General features: G+C 50.7%; 11 protein-coding genes. 7 read left to right on the plus strand and 4 right to left on the minus strand.

The features are described from left to right. The first annotated feature begins 28 nt into the window (after window positions 1-28). The 3 genes from ACQ4M4_RS04405 to ACQ4M4_RS04415 are packed head-to-tail and all read left to right on the plus strand — an operon-like array spanning window position 29 to window position 5,436. Complete coding sequence (locus ACQ4M4_RS04405; protein ID WP_430683253.1) at window positions 29-2,620, plus strand: TonB-dependent siderophore receptor; 2,592 nt, start codon at window positions 29-31, stop codon at window positions 2,618-2,620. A gap of 54 nt (window positions 2,621-2,674) precedes the next feature. Next, entirely contained in the window at window positions 2,675-3,655 is a 981-nt protein-coding gene (locus ACQ4M4_RS04410; protein WP_430683254.1) for an iron-siderophore ABC transporter substrate-binding protein, read from the plus strand. Further along, window positions 3,652-5,436 carry an ABC transporter ATP-binding protein gene (locus ACQ4M4_RS04415; RefSeq protein WP_430683255.1) on the plus strand — a complete coding sequence of 595 codons (1,785 nt, stop codon included), beginning with the start codon at window positions 3,652-3,654 and terminating at the stop codon, window positions 5,434-5,436. Before ACQ4M4_RS04410 ends, ACQ4M4_RS04415 begins: the two co-directional genes overlap by 4 nt. Window positions 5,437-6,201: 765 nt before the next feature. Here ACQ4M4_RS04415 and ACQ4M4_RS04420 read toward each other — a convergent pair. Beyond that, window positions 6,202-6,909 carry a cupin domain-containing protein gene (locus ACQ4M4_RS04420; protein ID WP_430683256.1) on the minus strand — a complete coding sequence of 236 codons (708 nt, stop codon included), beginning with the start codon at window positions 6,907-6,909 and terminating at the stop codon, window positions 6,202-6,204. 5 nt (window positions 6,910-6,914) lie between these two features. Beyond that, window positions 6,915-9,242: an NACHT domain-containing protein gene (locus tag ACQ4M4_RS04425; RefSeq protein WP_430683257.1), complete on the minus strand. Its 2,328-nt coding sequence runs from the start codon at window positions 9,240-9,242 to the stop codon at window positions 6,915-6,917. A gap of 358 nt (window positions 9,243-9,600) precedes the next feature. Here ACQ4M4_RS04425 and ACQ4M4_RS04430 point away from each other — a divergent pair, with 358 nt between their 5' ends. From ACQ4M4_RS04430 to ACQ4M4_RS04445, 4 genes are all read left to right on the plus strand, one after another. Next, window positions 9,601-10,080, plus strand: a complete 480-nt coding sequence (locus ACQ4M4_RS04430; protein ID WP_430683258.1) for a hypothetical protein — start codon at window positions 9,601-9,603, stop codon at window positions 10,078-10,080. Window positions 10,081-10,229: 149 nt separating this feature from the next. Continuing rightward, window positions 10,230-10,997, plus strand: a complete 768-nt coding sequence (locus ACQ4M4_RS04435; protein WP_430683259.1) for a PspA/IM30 family protein — start codon at window positions 10,230-10,232, stop codon at window positions 10,995-10,997. A 10-nt stretch (window positions 10,998-11,007) separates the two neighbouring features. After that, complete coding sequence (locus tag ACQ4M4_RS04440) at window positions 11,008-12,396, plus strand: ABC transporter substrate-binding protein (RefSeq protein WP_430683260.1); 1,389 nt, start codon at window positions 11,008-11,010, stop codon at window positions 12,394-12,396. A gap of 205 nt (window positions 12,397-12,601) precedes the next feature. After that, the gene (locus ACQ4M4_RS04445; RefSeq protein WP_430683261.1) at window positions 12,602-15,106 is read left to right on the plus strand and encodes a hypothetical protein; all 2,505 of its coding nucleotides are present in this window, start codon (window positions 12,602-12,604) and stop codon (window positions 15,104-15,106) included. Window positions 15,107-15,390: 284 nt separating this feature from the next. Here ACQ4M4_RS04445 and ACQ4M4_RS04450 read toward each other — a convergent pair whose 3' ends face one another. Both ACQ4M4_RS04450 and ACQ4M4_RS04455 read right to left on the minus strand, forming a co-directional pair. Continuing rightward, the gene (locus ACQ4M4_RS04450) at window positions 15,391-16,014 is read right to left on the minus strand and encodes a hypothetical protein (protein WP_430683262.1); all 624 of its coding nucleotides are present in this window, start codon (window positions 16,012-16,014) and stop codon (window positions 15,391-15,393) included. Further along, complete coding sequence (locus tag ACQ4M4_RS04455) at window positions 16,011-16,904, minus strand: (2Fe-2S) ferredoxin domain-containing protein (protein ID WP_430683263.1); 894 nt, start codon at window positions 16,902-16,904, stop codon at window positions 16,011-16,013. The genes ACQ4M4_RS04450 and ACQ4M4_RS04455 overlap by 4 nt, the downstream gene beginning before the upstream one ends. Between the last annotated feature and the right edge of the window lies 1 nt (window position 16,905).

Below are 16,905 nucleotides of genomic sequence, written 5' to 3' on the forward strand. Positions count from 1 at the left end.
CAGCTTCCTTGGTGTGAGAGTAGTTGAGATGCACAGATTGTGGTTTTCGGTTTCAGTGCGGTTAGCGTTGATGGTGGCTTTGGTGGGGAGTTTAGTGGGTGCGTTGGCTTTGCCGGGGTGGGCGCAGGACGCACAAGAACGGGATGAAGGTTTAGTGTTAGGCGATGCGCTGAACGGACAACCCGATCGCCAAGCGGCTGAATTGCCCTTATCCGTTGCTGAGATTCCCCAACTGAGTGAACTGGAGCAACCCACTACCACGATCGAAGAGTGGATGGCTCAGATCGAAACCTCGCTGGTGCAAATTACAGGAGTGCGCCTAGAGGAAACCGAGGCGGGATTGCAGATTGTGCTGGAAGCGGCAGAGGGGCATCTGAGCGTATCGGAAACGCGATCGGTCGGAAATGCCCTGATCGTGGATATCGCCAATGCCACTCTTGCCGAAGAGTTTTCTCAAGCCAATCCCAGCGACGGCATCGCGTTGGTGAGCGTGTCGCAGTTGCCGGGTGACAGCGTGCGGGTTGTCATTACCGGAACGGATGCGCCGCCTGTGGCTGAGGTGACGACAGAAGCACAAGGATTGGTACTGGGGGTGACCCAGGGAGATGCAGATGCCGTTGCAGAGGAAGATGCCATTCAGGTGGTCGTGACCGGAGAGCAGGATGAAGGGTATAACCCGTCCAGCACAACTACGGCAACGCGAACGGAGACACCGCTGCGAGATATTCCCCAGTCCATTCAGGTGATTCCTGAAGAAGTACTCCGCGATCAACGGGCTGACATTTCCAGTGCGCTCCTCAATGCGCCAAGCGTGCGTAACTCCGCCCCAAGTAACTTCGATTCCCTTCGGTTGCAAGTGCGGGGATTCTTCAGCCAACCAACGCTGAATGGCATTCGGGACACAAACGGTATAGCCTCTAACCTTGGACCTGATCTGACCGGAATTGAGCGGATCGAAGTTTTACAGGGACCCAACTCTGTCCTGTTTGGGACATCCTCTCCGGGGGGAACTGTGAACTTTGTGACGAAGCGCCCCTTGAGCGATCCGTATTACTTCATTGAGGCGATGGCTGGAAGTTTTGACTTTTATCGGGGCGAAATCGATCTATCGGGACCGTTGGATGATTCCGAAAGAGTTTTATATCGACTCAATGCTTCTTACAGGGATCAAGGATTTTTCACCGACTTTAGTGAAACTAGGAATTTAGTTATTGCACCTGTCATCAGCGTTGAACTTGGAGAAAACACCGACTTAATCGTTGAAGGAGCGTACAGAAACCTGTACCAGGATGATTATAATTTGGGCTTGCCAGCAACTGGAACCCTATTTTCTAATCCTAATGGTGACATCCCTCGCGATCGCATCACTAATGAAGGGGAACTTGGTGTTGAGGCGACAAGAATTGGATACACATTAGAGCATCAATTCAGCGAAAATTGGTCGTTAAATAACACCTTTCGATATGGATATGTGAACTTTGACGGGGATGGAATCAATATTGGCACTGAGCTTTTGCCAGATAATCGCACGTTGCTGCGAACCTTTAATAATCTAGAAGATCGGTACTACGATTACAGGTTTGTCACCAATATCTTGGGGAGATTTTCAACGGGTGCGATCGATCATCAGTTGTTGTTTAGAATTGATTTGGGCAGGTTAGACAACAGCTTAAGGTTCACAGGCAGATCAGGTGCGCCGATTGATTTATTTGATCCCATTTATGGTCAACCGCCAGGAGACATTACCTTTGAGCTGGATACAAATACCGTAACCGATGAACTGGGTTTCGTACTACAAGATCAGATAGAGCTTGCGGATAATTTGAATCTACTTTTAAGCGGGCGGTTTGATTTGTTTCGCCAAACCAATAAAGACTTCCTGGCAAATACAGAAACGAGTCAATCAGGAGAGGCGTTTAGTCCGCGAGTGGGGATTGTGTATCAACCCATTCCAGCGATCTCTCTTTACGCAAGTTACGGTCGTTCGTTTGAGCCTGCGATCGGCACTTCTTTTGCTGGTGAAGACTTTGAGCCGACAAGAGGGACTCAATTTGAAATTGGCGTTAAAGGCGATATTGCAGACGATCTTTCAGCCACGTTGGCGCTATACGATATCACCCAATCCAATGTTCTAACCGATGATCCAGCTAATCCGGGCTTCTCTATTCAAACGGGAGAACAGCAAAGCCAGGGAATTGAACTGAGCCTCACAGGCGAAATTCTACCAGGATGGAATGTGTTTGCTAGCTATGCCTATAACGATGCTCGCGTCACTGAAGATAATTCTATTCCTGTCGGCAATCGGGTGCAGCGAACCACCCCTAATGCTGCCAGCTTGTGGACAACCTATGAAATTCAGCGAGGAAATTTACAAGGGTTGGGATTTGGTTTAGGGCTTTTTTATGTGGGCGATCGCGCTGGAGATGCAGCCAATACCTTTGAAGTTCCCAGCTATTTAACAACGGATGCCGCAATTTTCTATGAACGAGACAGGTTCCGTGCCGCTCTCAATTTCAAAAATATTTTCGATGTAGACTATTTTGAGAACGCCTTTAGTCGATTGCGAGTTTCTCCTGGAGCACCCTTTACCTTACAAGGAACTATTTCTTGGACATTTTGATGTTTCTCCTGTTAACTAATGCTGGCCGCTAAAACACCAAGATGAGCCTGGTTTATGAAACGTTCTGTGCGCCGTATTCTGTCCCTGGTTTTGTTGGGAACCTTGGTATTTCTGCTCATCTCAGCATGTACTCAACATGGGTCCCAGACTTCTACAGAGTCGGAGTCCAAACAGGTCGCAACTGATTGTCGTGTAGTCAAACATGCGAGAGGAGAAGCTTGTATTCCTCTCAATCCGAAGCGAATCGTGACATTAGACTTTAATAGTTTTGCGGCGGCTCTCGCATTGGATGTTGAACCCATTGCAACCTGGATCACGACTGAGATTGAAGATGATTTCGATTACTTTAACACCCAATCAAGGGAGGTCGAAATTCTTCGTAGTCCAACGGGTCAACCTAATTTAGAAAAGCTTGTAGCACTCAGTCCTGATTTGATTGTCACTATCTCTCATTCAGCGTTTGAAGCGGTTTATCAGTATTTGCCCAGCATTGCACCGACCGTGATTTTGCCTTGGGAGGAGATTACGGGTGATTGGGAACAACAAACAGAGGAACTGGCAAGAATTTTGGAGAAGTCAGATGTTCTCACTCAGAAAATGTATGATTACCACCAGAGAATCAGTGAGCTGAAACAACAGCTCACTCAAGAACAGGAGATTAAAACATCATTCATGTTTGTGGCTACAGGGCAGTTGGTTTTAGCCCGTGAAAACTCCTTTGCAGGTGCAATCTTAAAAGAGCTTGACATTCTAAATCCACTATTTGAAGGATCAGGTGATCTCGATCTAACGATTTCTGAGGAAGTTCTACCAGAGGTGGATAGTGATGTCATTTTTCTTGCATCTTTGCAGCAGGGCGATCGCGCCGTTATTGATGAACTCCGAAAAGATCCCCTTTGGTCACAGCTTAAAGCTGCGGAGAAAGATCAGGTATATATAGTTGATTTTTCGGTATGGCGCGGTTTGAATTTTTTCGCTGCCCAAAGAGTTCTTGATGACGTATCCAAATACCTTCTTAATACTTCTGAAACGTGATTCATCCGATTCATCCACTTCAGCGTCTCCTTCGCTATGGAAACCCTTATCGAGGGCAAATCATCGGCGCAATTATTTGCTCAATCTTCCGCAATCTGTTTGATCTGGCTCCCCCTTATCTCATCGGCGTTGCGGTGGATATCGTCGTTGAACAAGAAGCCTCATTGATTGCTCGGTTTGGTATTCAAGATCCGCTGACTCAGTTGTTGGTGCTGTCCATCTTGACGATCGCCACTTGGGGCTTAGAGTCCCTTAGTCAATACGGAGCCGATAAACTCTGGCGTAACCTGGCGCAGACGCTCCAACACGAACTGCGGGTTGATACCTACAATCACCTGCAAGACCTCGAACTCGCCTACTTTGAAGACCGCAGTACGGGAACGTTGCTGTCTATCCTCAATGACGACATCAACCAGCTTGAGCGCTTCCTCAACTTTGGTGCCCAGGATTTGATCGGCTTTTTCACGCGAGTCTTTGCCGTTGGCATTAGCTTTGTGCTGCTGGCTCCTAGTATTGCCTGGTTTGCTATGGTGCCCATTCCCTTCATTCTGTGGGGAACTTTTCTGTTTCAATCGCGGTTGGCTCCTCGCTATGATGCCGTGCGTGACCAGGCAGGTCTCATCAGCGATCGCCTCTCCAATAACCTCTCTGGCATTGCCACCATCAAAAGCTTTACCGCTGAAGCTTATGAGCGCAATCGCGTTTATCAAGAAAGTGAATCCTATCGGCGCAGTAATGGACGGGCGATCGCCCTCAGCGTTGCCTTTCAACCGTTGATTCGATTTCTCATCCTGTTGGGATTCGTGATGACGTTGTATCTGGGTGGTCGAGAGGTGCTTCAGGATCAGCTCACAGTGGGAACCTATGGCTTCATGGTGTTCATCATCCAAAGCCTACTGTGGCCCTTTACGGAGCTGAGCGAAATTATGGATGAGTATCAACGAGCGATGGCATCGGTGCGGCGAGTGATGGGGCTGCTGGATACTCCGATCTCAATTCCGCATGGCGATCGCCCACTACCGCTCAACACGGTTCGAGGAGAGGTGCAGTTCGAGGATATTACCTTTGCCTACAACGGTCGCAACCCAGTTCTCAAACATCTCTCTCTTCAAGTTCCTGCGGGTGCAACTATTGGTATTGTTGGCGTAACAGGGTCAGGAAAAAGTACGCTCGTTAAACTTTTGCTGCGCTTCTATGAAGTGCAAAGCGGACGCATTTTGATTGACGGTGTAGACATTCGCGAACTCAACTTACTGGATTTACGACAGTGTATGGGCTGGGTGAGTCAGGACGTGTTTTTGTTTCACGGCACCGTAGCCGAAAACATTCGCTACGGCAGTTTTGACGCGACTCGTGACCAAATTATTCATGCCGCAAAATTAGCGGAAGCGCACGAGTTTATTGCGCAACTGCCGCAAGGCTACGACACCATTGTGGGAGAAAGAGGACAGAAGCTTTCGGGAGGACAACGACAACGATTGGCGATCGCCCGTGCCATCCTCAAAGACCCACCCATTCTGATTCTCGATGAAGCCACTTCAGCGGTGGATAACGAAACTGAAGCCGCAATTCAGAAATCCCTGGCAAAGATTACGCAGAACCGAACCACGATTGCGATCGCTCATCGGCTTTCCACCATTCGCCATGCAGACTGCATCTATGTGATGGATCAGGGGCAGATTGTGGAACAGGGAACTCATAAGGAGTTGTTAGTTTTCAATGGAATTTATGCAAATCTCTGGTCTGTTCAGTCTGGACTCTCACTAATGCTGGGTCAATAAACAATTTGGTTGAAACACAAACGTAGCCAATGAGGTAGGTTATGCAAATTTGGCTCCGTTTGTGACTGAAGCTGTTGGTTTTTACCAAGTAAGGTAGGGGAACCCTTATGACATATGACGTTAATGAGATTCACTTCTATTAAGCTACCTTCAATTTTTACTGCATGGTTCTCGTTCTTAGTTCAGGCGCTTGCCGGGAAATAGATGAACTCGCTCACCAGCAAGGCGAAACGCTATACCATCAAGCGGACGGAGAGTGCCGGGAGTATTTACCTCAAGCATTCGGTCAGGGATGCGATCGTACCCTGCGATTGCATCATGGACGAACCGTTAAGGTACGAGATGCTCGGCTACGGCAAGCAACCCGGTTTGAGAACCCGCACAGTGAATCCTTTCCACTGATCTCGAAATTTCATCTGTCCGGCAATTCCAGGGTTTGATCCCGGCCACTCCCGACGTGCAGGCAGACTATGAGGAAGTCGCGGGCCTTACGGGGTGACAAGGAAGCTAAATCTCCTAACGAACTGGACGCTGAGGCGGTCAATCGAGAGCGATCGCATTCGCGATGGGTTGCAATCCGCAGGTATCACCATCATGGATTAGCTGGATGGCAAACTCGCTGGCATCGATGGTTCTGAATCAGCTGAAGTGCCTATTTTTGCTTGCAAGATGTGCACATAAAAATAGGCATTTTGGAGGACAGCACAGCGTGCTACTTTCCAAAATGCCCTTAACCAAAACTCAGGTTAGAACAATACCCAAACATCAATCCGTTTTGAAGCAATCCAGGGGTGTTTGGATATGGGAAATTTTGGCAGCACTCACCCCTTCCACCAGAGTGCGGTTCAGCATTGGGTTATTGCGATGGGAGAAGCCTAGGTCGCTGTCTGGATGGAAGACGACCAGGGAAAGGGTGCTGGTGTCTGTACGAAACTTGTGTAAGTGTTCAGGAGGAATGATGAAGATCATACCGGGGTGGAGTTGAGCCACCTGGTCGGGGGTTTGCGCTTCTCCCGATCCACTCAGAACTACACCCAGGCGATCGCTCGGATGGGTGTGCAAGGTTTGATGACATCCGGCGGGGAAGTAGAGTGCATTGAGGCAGGGTTCCCCCAGGCGCAGCGGTGGAATGAGAACGCTGTTTGTTGCGCCATCAATGTATGCAAAACGTCCGTTTGATTCCACTGGCCCCCCGATACTAAAGGCCCCGTCCGTATTTAAACAGGTCATCACCATCCCGCAGGACTGTTCGCCCCCGATACGCCCCCCGCCTGGTAAGCAGAAGTACATGCCAGGGTAGAGGGAAAACGTTTGGGCTTCGCGGTAGCGATGGAGTTGGGGATTTCCCTGATATACAAAGCCCCAATGGGTTCCATTGTCGGGCAGTTCCAGGGCATGATTCTGCCAGGTTGCTAGGGTCAGGTTCGAGTTGAGAGATTGAACAAACGGGGTGTGAATGGACTGTATATCCATAGGGTTTAACTCGGCATCAGTAGGTTTTCTTCGATGTGCTGGCGGGTTTGGCGATCCATCCGACACCCTTCACTCTTGAGACAGCGGAGCAATAATTCAGTGGCTTTATAATACTGGCGGAGAAGATGTTTCTCATGATCGGTGAATTGGCGATCGCTCAGTTTCCAAGCGTCATTGCCAATATGATGCAAGTTATCTTTCGCCATTTTTCGAGCATCATCTGCCATTTGTTCCAGAGCTTCCTCATCCTGTAATATTTCCTCCGTCTGTTGAGTGAAGGTCTCTAACCGTTTTCGCAATTTTGGTTTGATGTGGTTGGATTGGAGGACAACTTGAATGCCAATCCACATGGCCTCATCGGCGGAGCGCATGGCGGTAATTTTTTGGTCGGCAGGGGCAGATGCTTCGTAATCCTGGGCAATCGCAATGGCCTCATCTAGGTGAATATTGAGAACACGGGTAAAGAAACTAGCACAGACAAGAATTTTAGCCGTGGGATCTGCCAGAAGGGCGATCGCCCGTCGCTTATCAATATCAAAATCAATATCAAAACAAAATGCACGAGCTGCCAGGGGTTTGCAGAAGGTAAATGTGGGGGATGTGGCGCGATCGCGCACGTAGCACAAGAATTGCTGAAGCTTGGGTTCTCCGGCCAACAGGTGATCGATCGCCTGTTTCATGGGAACAAGCAACCGACTCGCATCCCGCAACATTTCTGTGGTGAGTAGAAAGATTTCCTGCCAGCGGCGATCGTGCAGGTGCTCCAGCAAATCGTGAAGAGATTGATCGAGATGGGTTGCGCTAAAGACAATTTCACGGGCGGCAAAATACTCTTGAAAGGTGAGGTGGGAGAAGGAGTAAATGCCTTTAGCCCGCTCCACCAAGAGACCATGCTGAGATTCAATGGATTGCAGCACGGCTTCGCTGTCCAGTTGCAACGCTTCAGGATCGGCCTGGGCATCCGGCAAATCTGCAATATAGTCGGCAATATACTCTTCCAAAACGGATTGTTTGAAAAAGTAGGATTGCTGTTGGAAGGTCAATAAGGCAATGAAACTGAGCAGGTCTTGCTTATGCTGAAGGGAAAGCTTTTTGTAGACCTGATCCCGCTGAATGCCACGCTTCGCATCCCATTTCTTTAACAGCGCGTCAACGCCCTCTTTATATAATTCAGAACGACTGGCGGGAAACTCTCCTGATTCTTCAAAGGCAAGACACAACAACGTGAGCAGTAAAGGACTGACCGCCAGTTGATGAATCTTCGGATGATGGTTTAATGCACGCAGGAAGCTACCGGGTTTGACAGGTTTTTGATGAAACCATTTCGCGGCAAAAGCTGTAATTTGGGCACTGTCAAAGTCGGCAACCTCGACTTCGGTAAATTTTTCAAAGGTGTATTCCCAGGCGGCGATTCGGCAGGTAATCACGAAGCGATTGTCGCAGAATTGTTCTGAGAAGGTGCGAATTTCCCGCAGGATGCGATCGTGGTCATCGGCGCGAACTTCGTCCAACCCATCCAGCAGCATTAAGGCGTGGCCCTGTTGGAAGAGACTGATGATGGTTGCTTCGGAAGCGGGATGGTTACTGAAATCGCGCTGAAGAATATAGGGCAATAACCCTGGTTGCTCTGGAGTTTCGGCAAAGTCCTTTAAGGTCACAAAAATAGGCAGCCGAGCTGCTTCAAAAGCTCCCTGGTTACACTGGATCGCTAAATGCTTGAGAAATGTTGTTTTTCCGGCCCCTGGTTTTCCAACAATGATCAGCCTGTGATACTTTTGCACCGCCTCCAGACCCGACATACGCTCCTCGGTTACCTGACCTAACCCCAAGCGATCGCCCGCTTCCAGGTCATAGATTGCTAGGAGTTCATCGAGCCGCTTGCGTCTGCGCCCGCTGAGTTGCTCCAGAATATTGACATCGGTGTAAATATCCTCAATGCCAATGGGGTAAGACATATCTAGAATGCGCATTGTGCCACATCTTTCTTCTAGGGCGGGGGCCAAGTGGCGGCGGAGATCTTGGACAAGGGCACTCAGGTCTGCGTTGCTGGATGCTGCAGATACCACCGGATTGGGTGGGGGTGGGGGCAATGTTGTTGCTGTTGGGGCAAGGGCTGAGAAATCTGCAATATTCTGCCAGTTCAGCCCTAGGCGATCGCAAATCTTGACAAAGATGGGTTGGGCGATCGACTCTCCCTTAAAGAAATTGGTAATGGGTTGGCGACTGCAACTCACCAGCGCACTCAAATTTTTTTGAGTCCATCCGGCTTTTGCCATAGCCTGTTTTGCCAAGTGAATTCCGGTTGGAGAGGCCGATAGGGAAGGTTTCGCCATAGGATCGCGGCTTGCAGCGGAGCATTTCAAAAAAAACAAGGATTACATAGACTATACACTGACTTTACTCATTAAATTGACAAACAAACGCCGCCCAGCCATTCTTGGCAGGGACTTTTCACCCAACTCTGCATCCACAGGATGCAGAGTTGGGCTGAATTTATGAAAATTGCGAACGGTGATTGCCTACACTGTTGGGGTGAAGCCTTCCTGGTCCTGATAGAACCATCATTTTTAGAAAATAAATAGGATTTAAGCATTACTTACTTGACATATAAAGCGCTCGTCCTTAGGATGTTTCCATGCTTGATGAGATTTTCTCAAGAAGAATATCCTTTACCGTCCTGTGAGGTACGTCGTGAAGTATTGTCGGCCTGGAACGATTGATGATCTATTTCAATTGCTGCAACGCACGCTGAGGGAAACGTTCCAGCACCGTGGGTTTGGCTGTTTTTCCATCACCAGCCAGCGATCTCTTTCGTACACGCGCCAGCTGGTTTCCCTGTGCGATTCTACGGAATATTTCTTTGCCTTTACTATCCAGGAAATTTCCCTCTGGAAAAAAGGAAGAACCTATCGCCCGGATAGCTTGCTGCCAGATGCGATCGCCAACCAGCCGGAGCAGGTGTTGCAGTGTTTGGAGCAACGGCTGTTGAGAACCTGGAGCGAGACGGGATGTGGACGCCTGACGATTACCTGCGATCGCAGCGGTCGGCAGACTACTCGGGTTTTGATCAGTGGTGCCCCGTCATTCTGTTTTCATCTTTCAGATCGGGATGTGCAACGCTGGCTTGAGCAAGAACAGGCGATCGCCCAACTAGCCTATTTCCCGCAATAACCGGGCATTCATCCCGCAGCAATTGAAACGTTTATCTCATTTCATTCGGTTCTGATCACGTGTGAGTCTGACATGACCGACCTGTAGACCGTGAGGTCTATCTGTCGGTTTTTTTGCTTTTAAAGCGATGGAGGAGAATTGATACAACAATGAAACCCCTGTTTTACTGGCTCCTGGGAGAGCGAACGCTCCGTGGTGTGGTGTACTGGTTATTGGGCGATCGCGCTGCCCAAACCCTGATTGCTCTGTGGAATTGGGTATGGGGCATTCCTCTAGAAGCGGGCGGCAAACTCTCTGTAGAGGCCGCACAAGAGTCGCTCTACGCCATGCAGCAGGCCGTACAGCAACTCACCGAATCCGTCGCGCAAATGACAGCTAGCTACCAACGGGTGCAGCAGAAATACAGCGCAAAGCAGCAGGAATTTCAGGATATTCAGCAACAAGCATTTCTCGCACAACAGCAGGGACATGTAGAAGCTGCTCGCATGGCGATGAGAAAAGCCATTCTTATTGAGCGGGTATTGCCCACTCTAGCCGAGCAAGTGACCCAGGCTGAGCAGATATTGAGCGCTCATCAAGACCGCTTACGGCGAGAGAAGCAACATCTGGAAACCTATCAGCTAGAGATGCAACATCTCAAGGATTTGTCTGAAGTGAGTGAGGCGTTAAAGACGATCACGCGCATTAATCAGAGCTTTGAGGTTAGATCATCGCGATCGCAATTTGAAACGGCGCAATCCTCTATTCAACGACGCTATTTGCGTAACCATGCGCTGGTAGAACTTTCCGAAAGTTCTACAGAAACACTCACGGCTGATTTAGAAAAACTCACCCTCGATGACGTAATTCATGAGCGGTTACAACACAGTCCTCTTACCCTCGAACAGCAGGAGACTTCCCATGACCCCCCATGCTAGAAAACGTTCCATGCCTCCTCCCATTGTCTGGATAGTGCTGGGGTTCATCCTCTTCTTGGGAGTTCCCCGACTCATTCCCTGGATGCAAGCTTGGGAGAAACCGTTGTTCTGGAGGTCGTCTGGGGCGATCGCCCGATCAGCCTCCTCGGACATTGCTCAGCGTATGAGCTTGGGCGAGCGATTACTCTTTCCCCACGAGGGCAACCCAGCCCAACAGCAAGGCACCCATGCCTTTGCCACAAGAGACTATGCAGCAGCTGCCCAATCCTTTCAAACGGCCCTGGAGTTGCAGCGAAATGATCCTGAAATGGTGATTTATTTGAATAATGCAAGGGTGGGCGATCGCCCCCATCTTCAAGTGGCCGTCAGCGTTCCCATTGGTACAAACCCCAATGTTGCCCAGGAACTATTGCGGGGGGTAGCTCAAGCTCAGGATGAGATCAACCGTCAGGGAGGAATTCGGGGGGTTGGCTTACAGGTGCTGATTGCCAATGACGATAATGATGCCCAAATCGCCCAACGGATTGCAGAGACCCTGGTTAATAACCCTAAGATTTTGGCGGTGATTGGCCACAATGCGACCGATGCATCCTTGGCCGCCGCACCTATTTATCAGCACGCTGGCTTAGTGATGATTTCTCCAACGAGTTTCTCCAATGCGCTATCGGGATTTGGCGATTACATCTTTCGGACGGTGTTCAATATTCAGTCCATCGCCACGCCCCTGGCGGAGTACATCATCCAGCAGCAGGGTCTTCAAAGGATAGCCGTTTGCTACGATTCCCAGGCTCCGGATAATGTCTCTTTCCGTGATGAATTTGTCGCTGCATTTTCCCAATTGGGAGGGCAACTGGCCTCGGGGGTCTGCGATTTTGCCGCTCCAACCTTTGACCCCAAGCGGGCGATCGCCGATATGCGGAGTCACAACGCACAGGGCATCCTCATGGCTCCCCATGTGGATCGTATTCACCGAGCGATTGCCCTGGTTCAGGCCAACCAAACTCAACTCCCTCTGTTTGGCAGTCCTACGTTCTACACCATGCAAACGTTGCAGGACGGGGGCGACTCTGTGGCAGGGTTAACCATATCGGTGCCGTGGTTTCCCTCAGAGCCCTTTGCCAGTCGGGCGTTGCAGCGCTGGGGCGGTATGGTGAACTGGCGCACGGCCAACAGCTATGATGCCGCCCAGGCCGTGATCACAGGTTTACAGTCCAACCCCACGCGCCGTGGTCTGCAACGGGTGTTACGCGATCGCCATTTTTCCGCGATGGGAGCCACAGATTCCGTCCAGTTTTTATCCACGGGCGATCGGGTTGGTACGGGCATTCTCGTTCAAGTCGTTTCCACGGATACCAGAACGGATGCCAGGGGCCTTCGCTTTAGCCAGCTCCAGCGTTAATTCTTGTTGATCTGCTGGGATTGAGCGATCCTTTGCATCGGTTACGGCGAGGCTACGGTATGTTATTTCGTTAGTCAATGAGTGATTTTCCTGGATTGAGCAGGTTCGCAGTCATCAGAGGGAAAGCAGTTGCTTTCATCCTTGCCGCTAGTGACGGGAAATTTACATCCTGGTTGAAGTTGATGGTTATTGCAGGAGTGGTGTTATGAGTGATCGGATCTTCGTTCGTCTACTGTTGGGAGTTTTAGGTGCTAGCGCGATTGAGATTGGCCAGGCACAGGCGCAATCCGTCCCAGTTCCAGAACAGGGATGGGAGGAACGGAGCTCCTCCTATCCCTGCACCGAGTCAGGTTGCACGAAGCAATCTGATCCGCCACAACTTCCCCCTCCTGCATCGCCTTCTGAACTGACGCCCATCCCGCCGATTCTCATTCCCCCCTCTCCTGCTGTCTCCCTTCCCCTGCGCCGATTGCCGCTAATCGTCCCAGGCAGCGCTGTGGCAGGTTCCGAAGCGGCCCAGCGCATCTTTTTACTGTCTCCCGTTGTGGCTGCCTATGCTGATGCAGGCTTGCCCCAGGCCGAAGCCGCTTTGATGGAGCGGCTTCGGCAACAGGTCACTCCCGACAGTCGGGCCGAGGATCTCGTCTGGGCCAGTTTGTTTGATGCCTATGTGGATCGGCAGGCTTATCCCCAGGCGATCGCCGCTTTTAACCAAATGCAGTTTCCGCCTCCGGCAATCCTACGCTTTGTTGAGTCCATCCCTACAAAGAACCCCAATCCGCAACTGGTCAGCCTGTTACCCACCTTAAAACAGTTGGTAGACCAGCATTTACAAGCCAGCGGGCGAGAAACACGGGCGGCTTTAATTCGGCTAATGACGCTCTATGACGAGGCCGGTTTGCAGACAGAAAGTCGGGCGATCGCCCAGCAATTACGCACTCTCGAAGCCGAATCGTTGATTTTTGACGAACACAGTCTCACGACAGAGTTTGTGAGATCGGCATCAATGGACAATGGAATCGTTCAACAACTCATCTTGCAATCCGCTGAGATTGCCGCACTTGCCGGAGAAACTGACGCGCGCGATCGCATTCTTCAACACTTGGTCACGGTGGCAACCTCAGCCCAATTCCGTCAACGCAATACGGCATCGGTCAATCCTGACCCGACGGAGCGGGAGCGGGGCTTGGGAGAACAAGCATTGTTTCTAATTGGGTTGGCGCAGCAGTTGCTCGCAGCGAATCAGCCAGATCGGGCGCTGCCGCTGTTAGACCAGGCTGCCCAATGGCTCCAGCAACGGCCCAACTTCCCCTTCTATCAAAATTCCCAGGCAAAAACCCTGATTCTGGCTTACACGACCGCCCAACAGCCTGCACCTGTGCTGCGCCTGTTGCAAGCACTTAGCCCCAATTCCCACTATCAAAACGAGGTGCTGTTGCAAGTCGTAGAGGAAGCGGCTGCCACCGGGCAGGATGCCTTTGCGGTGCAGGTTGCCCAACAACCCTTCGCCTCCCACACTTCCTTCTATGCCGAAGCGACGCTGCGACGATTGGCGGCCGCAGGCCAAGTGGATGTCGCCCTAGCGCTGGTTACTAACCTGGTTGCAATGGATCAAGAACAGTGGATTCCGCTGATTGCGGAATCCGCGCTCCAGGCCAATCGCCCCGATATTGCGACAACTCTGGTGGAACGGCCCTTGCAACCAGATCGCCAGCCCCCCATTCTGGAGGAGCAGCAATCCGAATTGGCGGCTCAACTCCGGGAGGAGGCCGAATTCACAACCCAGATGACCCGCTGGTTAGACATTGCGCTGGAATTGATCGAACAGGAGCAAACACCCCAGGCCCAGGAGATTTTGCAGCGAGTGCATCAGCAGTTGGAGGCGTGGGAATATGGGGAGCAATCTCTCCTGCGATCACAGCCCTTGCAGCCCTGGTTCACGCTGGCAGAACGGTATGCCCAAGCCGGACAATCATCGCAGGCGATCGCCCTCCTCAATCGCCTTTGGCAGCAAGAGCAGCAGATGGTTGCAGCGCAGATGTCCAGCAATCAACCCGGTCTGTTGACAATGCCAGTATTGCCCCCTGTCCCCGCTCTCTATTTTCCTTCTCCCTCTGCTTTTACGTTCCGTAGGGATGTTCCTTCCCTGGCGTTTCAAGTGATGTTGCCTGTGTTCCGTCCATCCCTTCCCATCCCGCAGTTGGTTCCGATTCCTTCCCCCGCCCCGCAATCTGCCCAGCCATCCACTCAGGCGATCGCCCATCTCTCAGCTTCGCCGTTAAAGCTGAGTCAAATATCCCTGTTCAGGAGTGCACCCACTGCTCAAAAGGACAATTCCCCTGTTATCCCCAACCTGCTGCACGAGTTCAGACGCGCAGACTACAGCCGCCATTACCTAAAAGTCGGAGAAGTTGCTAGGGCATGGGAGTTGTTCAACAGCATTTCCGAGAACATGAAACCTCGGTTGGCCGGAGATTTGCTAACCATTGCAATAACGTCGGGTCAGGCAGATGTGGCCAGACAGATGTTTCCCCTAGCTTATCCATCAGCTGCAGATGGGGAAGATCTAGCGCTATTTCAGGCTCAGAACCAGATTGCGGTCTTGATTAAGCTATCAGACCTGTATATCGAGTCCATGGACTCAGAAAATGCGAGACAAGTGTTACAGCAGGCAGAGGCGATCGCCTGGACGGTTTCACCCAGCGATTAGTTGAGCCAACGTGACCAGAAGGGAAACGTAAATCCTTTCGTAAAAACGAAGGGGATGATGGGATAGTGGGAATCTAACCAATTGCGGGATTCTCCTGCATTTTTGGAGAAAGCAGTAGGATCCTCTATTTCAGTCATCGGCATCCAGCAAAATAAGTAGGCGATATACAATTTCGGGTTTTATGTTTAATTGTGGCCGCCTACTTAATGCGGTGAGTCTGTCAATTAGGTAATGAAACGTCAGACTTGAAATCATTAAAGGTTGGACTTCGATCGGGAATACCGTCAATTCACCGAAGTTGTTGAGTCAGAAAAGCTACGGTGATGTCCTGAGCCTATCCTATCCCAAACCAGGCAGGCATGGGCAAGGGTGAGAGAACCCAACCACACTGCATTGCTGATAAAGATACTCCATAGGATCGGCACTGTTAAAACACACTGATTTTCTAAGAGGAATCCAGCCCCTAAAATCACGAATTCAAACAGAATAAAGCTGCCGATGAACATACCCGCCAGGCGAAGGTAATGGTGAGCGATCGCCCCCTGGCTAAATAACGGCTTGTAACCAGCCAGTAGCGTCACCCAAAGGGTTCCAGCCAATAGCACCAGTCCCCATGCGAAACAATTGAAGGTGCGGGGATAGTTGTGCAGAGTGTAGCCGCAAAGCTGATTGGCAAACCAGACAATCGTTGCCGTGACAATGGCACGGCGGCGCGGCAGAGTGGTTCCAGCAATTACACCTAAGCAGATGAACGGCAAGGTGCAGGTATAGACCAGATTGCTGAGGCTGCCTACACCAATCAGTAAGGCTTGCCAGAACTGCCCGTATGCCAGTGATCGGGATGCCGATCGCCATGCTGCTGATAACGTCTCATTTGCAGGAATGGTCAAACGTTGAACTAAACTCATGATGCCTCCGATGGTTTGATTGTATAAGGATAAAGATGCCCGGTTACTTTCTGGTGATTTACCAGATGGTCTTGCACAATTTGTCTGGCAATGTCAGGTGTAACGCGGGTGTACCAGGTTCTGTCACTGGAATAGAACACGACTGGACCGAGCTTGCAAACCTCCAGACAACCAGAGGTCATCACATAGACATCCAGTCCTGCTTGTTTTACAGCTTCTTGAAGCGCCTCAATAATGGGTTGCCAATTGCGCGAAGGATAGCAACGACTGGAGCGACATACAGCTAAATAGGGGCGCTTCAACGGGTTCTGGTCAAACGGAATCGAACGAGTTCCCAGAACGTAGGTTTCGCGCAATTCCTGATACAAACTCAACTTTTCGAGTTGGGGTTTGCCTTCTGGGAGCAGGTCTTCATCTTCACCGACAAAGGGATTGGGCAAAAATAGATTCATCATCTTTTCGCCTGCTCCATTCCAGAACTGAATCCCCCAACTGCGGGCTTCTCCTCGTTCATTCAACCGTCGATAGAGAGAGGCACGGTGAATCAGTCGTTCACGCCGCAGGTCGGGAGGGGTCTTCTCTAACGGTCCACCCAGATGTTCTTCCAGGCAAAGATGCAAATGCCATGCCTCGGTAACGACAGTGAGATAGCCATCATACAGAATGCAAATTTTAGGCGGTTGAGTGAATTCCAACTCCAGCACACTGCCTTCTACAACATGACCAATCTGAGTTTCCTGCCAGCGCTCTTGAAACAGGGTGTAGAGCAGTGGCCCGGTCACATCAATGGTGCAGGGAAAGTCTTCGTACTCAACGTGTCCGCCCGTTGGCAAGGATTCTGTAATGGTGTGATGGAGTGGCGTAACTTGGCGTGAAAAGTTACTCATCATC

It is taken from the genome of Leptolyngbya sp. AN02str (assembly GCF_050565595.1).
Classification (GTDB): Bacteria; Cyanobacteriota; Cyanobacteriia; order Elainellales; family Elainellaceae; genus Kaiparowitsia.

What these genes read in the sequence shown, in the direction of transcription:
- ACQ4M4_RS04405 (WP_430683253.1), top strand. Translation starts at nt 29, where the DNA reads ATGCACAGATTGTGGTTTTCGGTTTCAGTGCGGTTAGCGTTGATGGTG.
- ACQ4M4_RS04410 (WP_430683254.1), top strand. Translation starts at nt 2,675, where the DNA reads ATGAAACGTTCTGTGCGCCGTATTCTGTCCCTGGTTTTGTTGGGAACC.
- ACQ4M4_RS04420 (WP_430683256.1), bottom strand. Translation starts at nt 6,909, where the DNA reads ATGGATATACAGTCCATTCACACCCCGTTTGTTCAATCTCTCAACTCG.
- ACQ4M4_RS04425 (WP_430683257.1), bottom strand. Translation starts at nt 9,242, where the DNA reads ATGGCGAAACCTTCCCTATCGGCCTCTCCAACCGGAATTCACTTGGCA.
- ACQ4M4_RS04435 (WP_430683259.1), top strand. Translation starts at nt 10,230, where the DNA reads ATGAAACCCCTGTTTTACTGGCTCCTGGGAGAGCGAACGCTCCGTGGT.
- ACQ4M4_RS04440 (WP_430683260.1), top strand. Translation starts at nt 11,008, where the DNA reads ATGCCTCCTCCCATTGTCTGGATAGTGCTGGGGTTCATCCTCTTCTTG.
- ACQ4M4_RS04445 (WP_430683261.1), top strand. Translation starts at nt 12,602, where the DNA reads ATGAGTGATCGGATCTTCGTTCGTCTACTGTTGGGAGTTTTAGGTGCT.
- ACQ4M4_RS04450 (WP_430683262.1), bottom strand. Translation starts at nt 16,014, where the DNA reads ATGAGTTTAGTTCAACGTTTGACCATTCCTGCAAATGAGACGTTATCA.
- ACQ4M4_RS04455 (WP_430683263.1), bottom strand. Translation starts at nt 16,904, where the DNA reads ATGATGAGTAACTTTTCACGCCAAGTTACGCCACTCCATCACACCATT.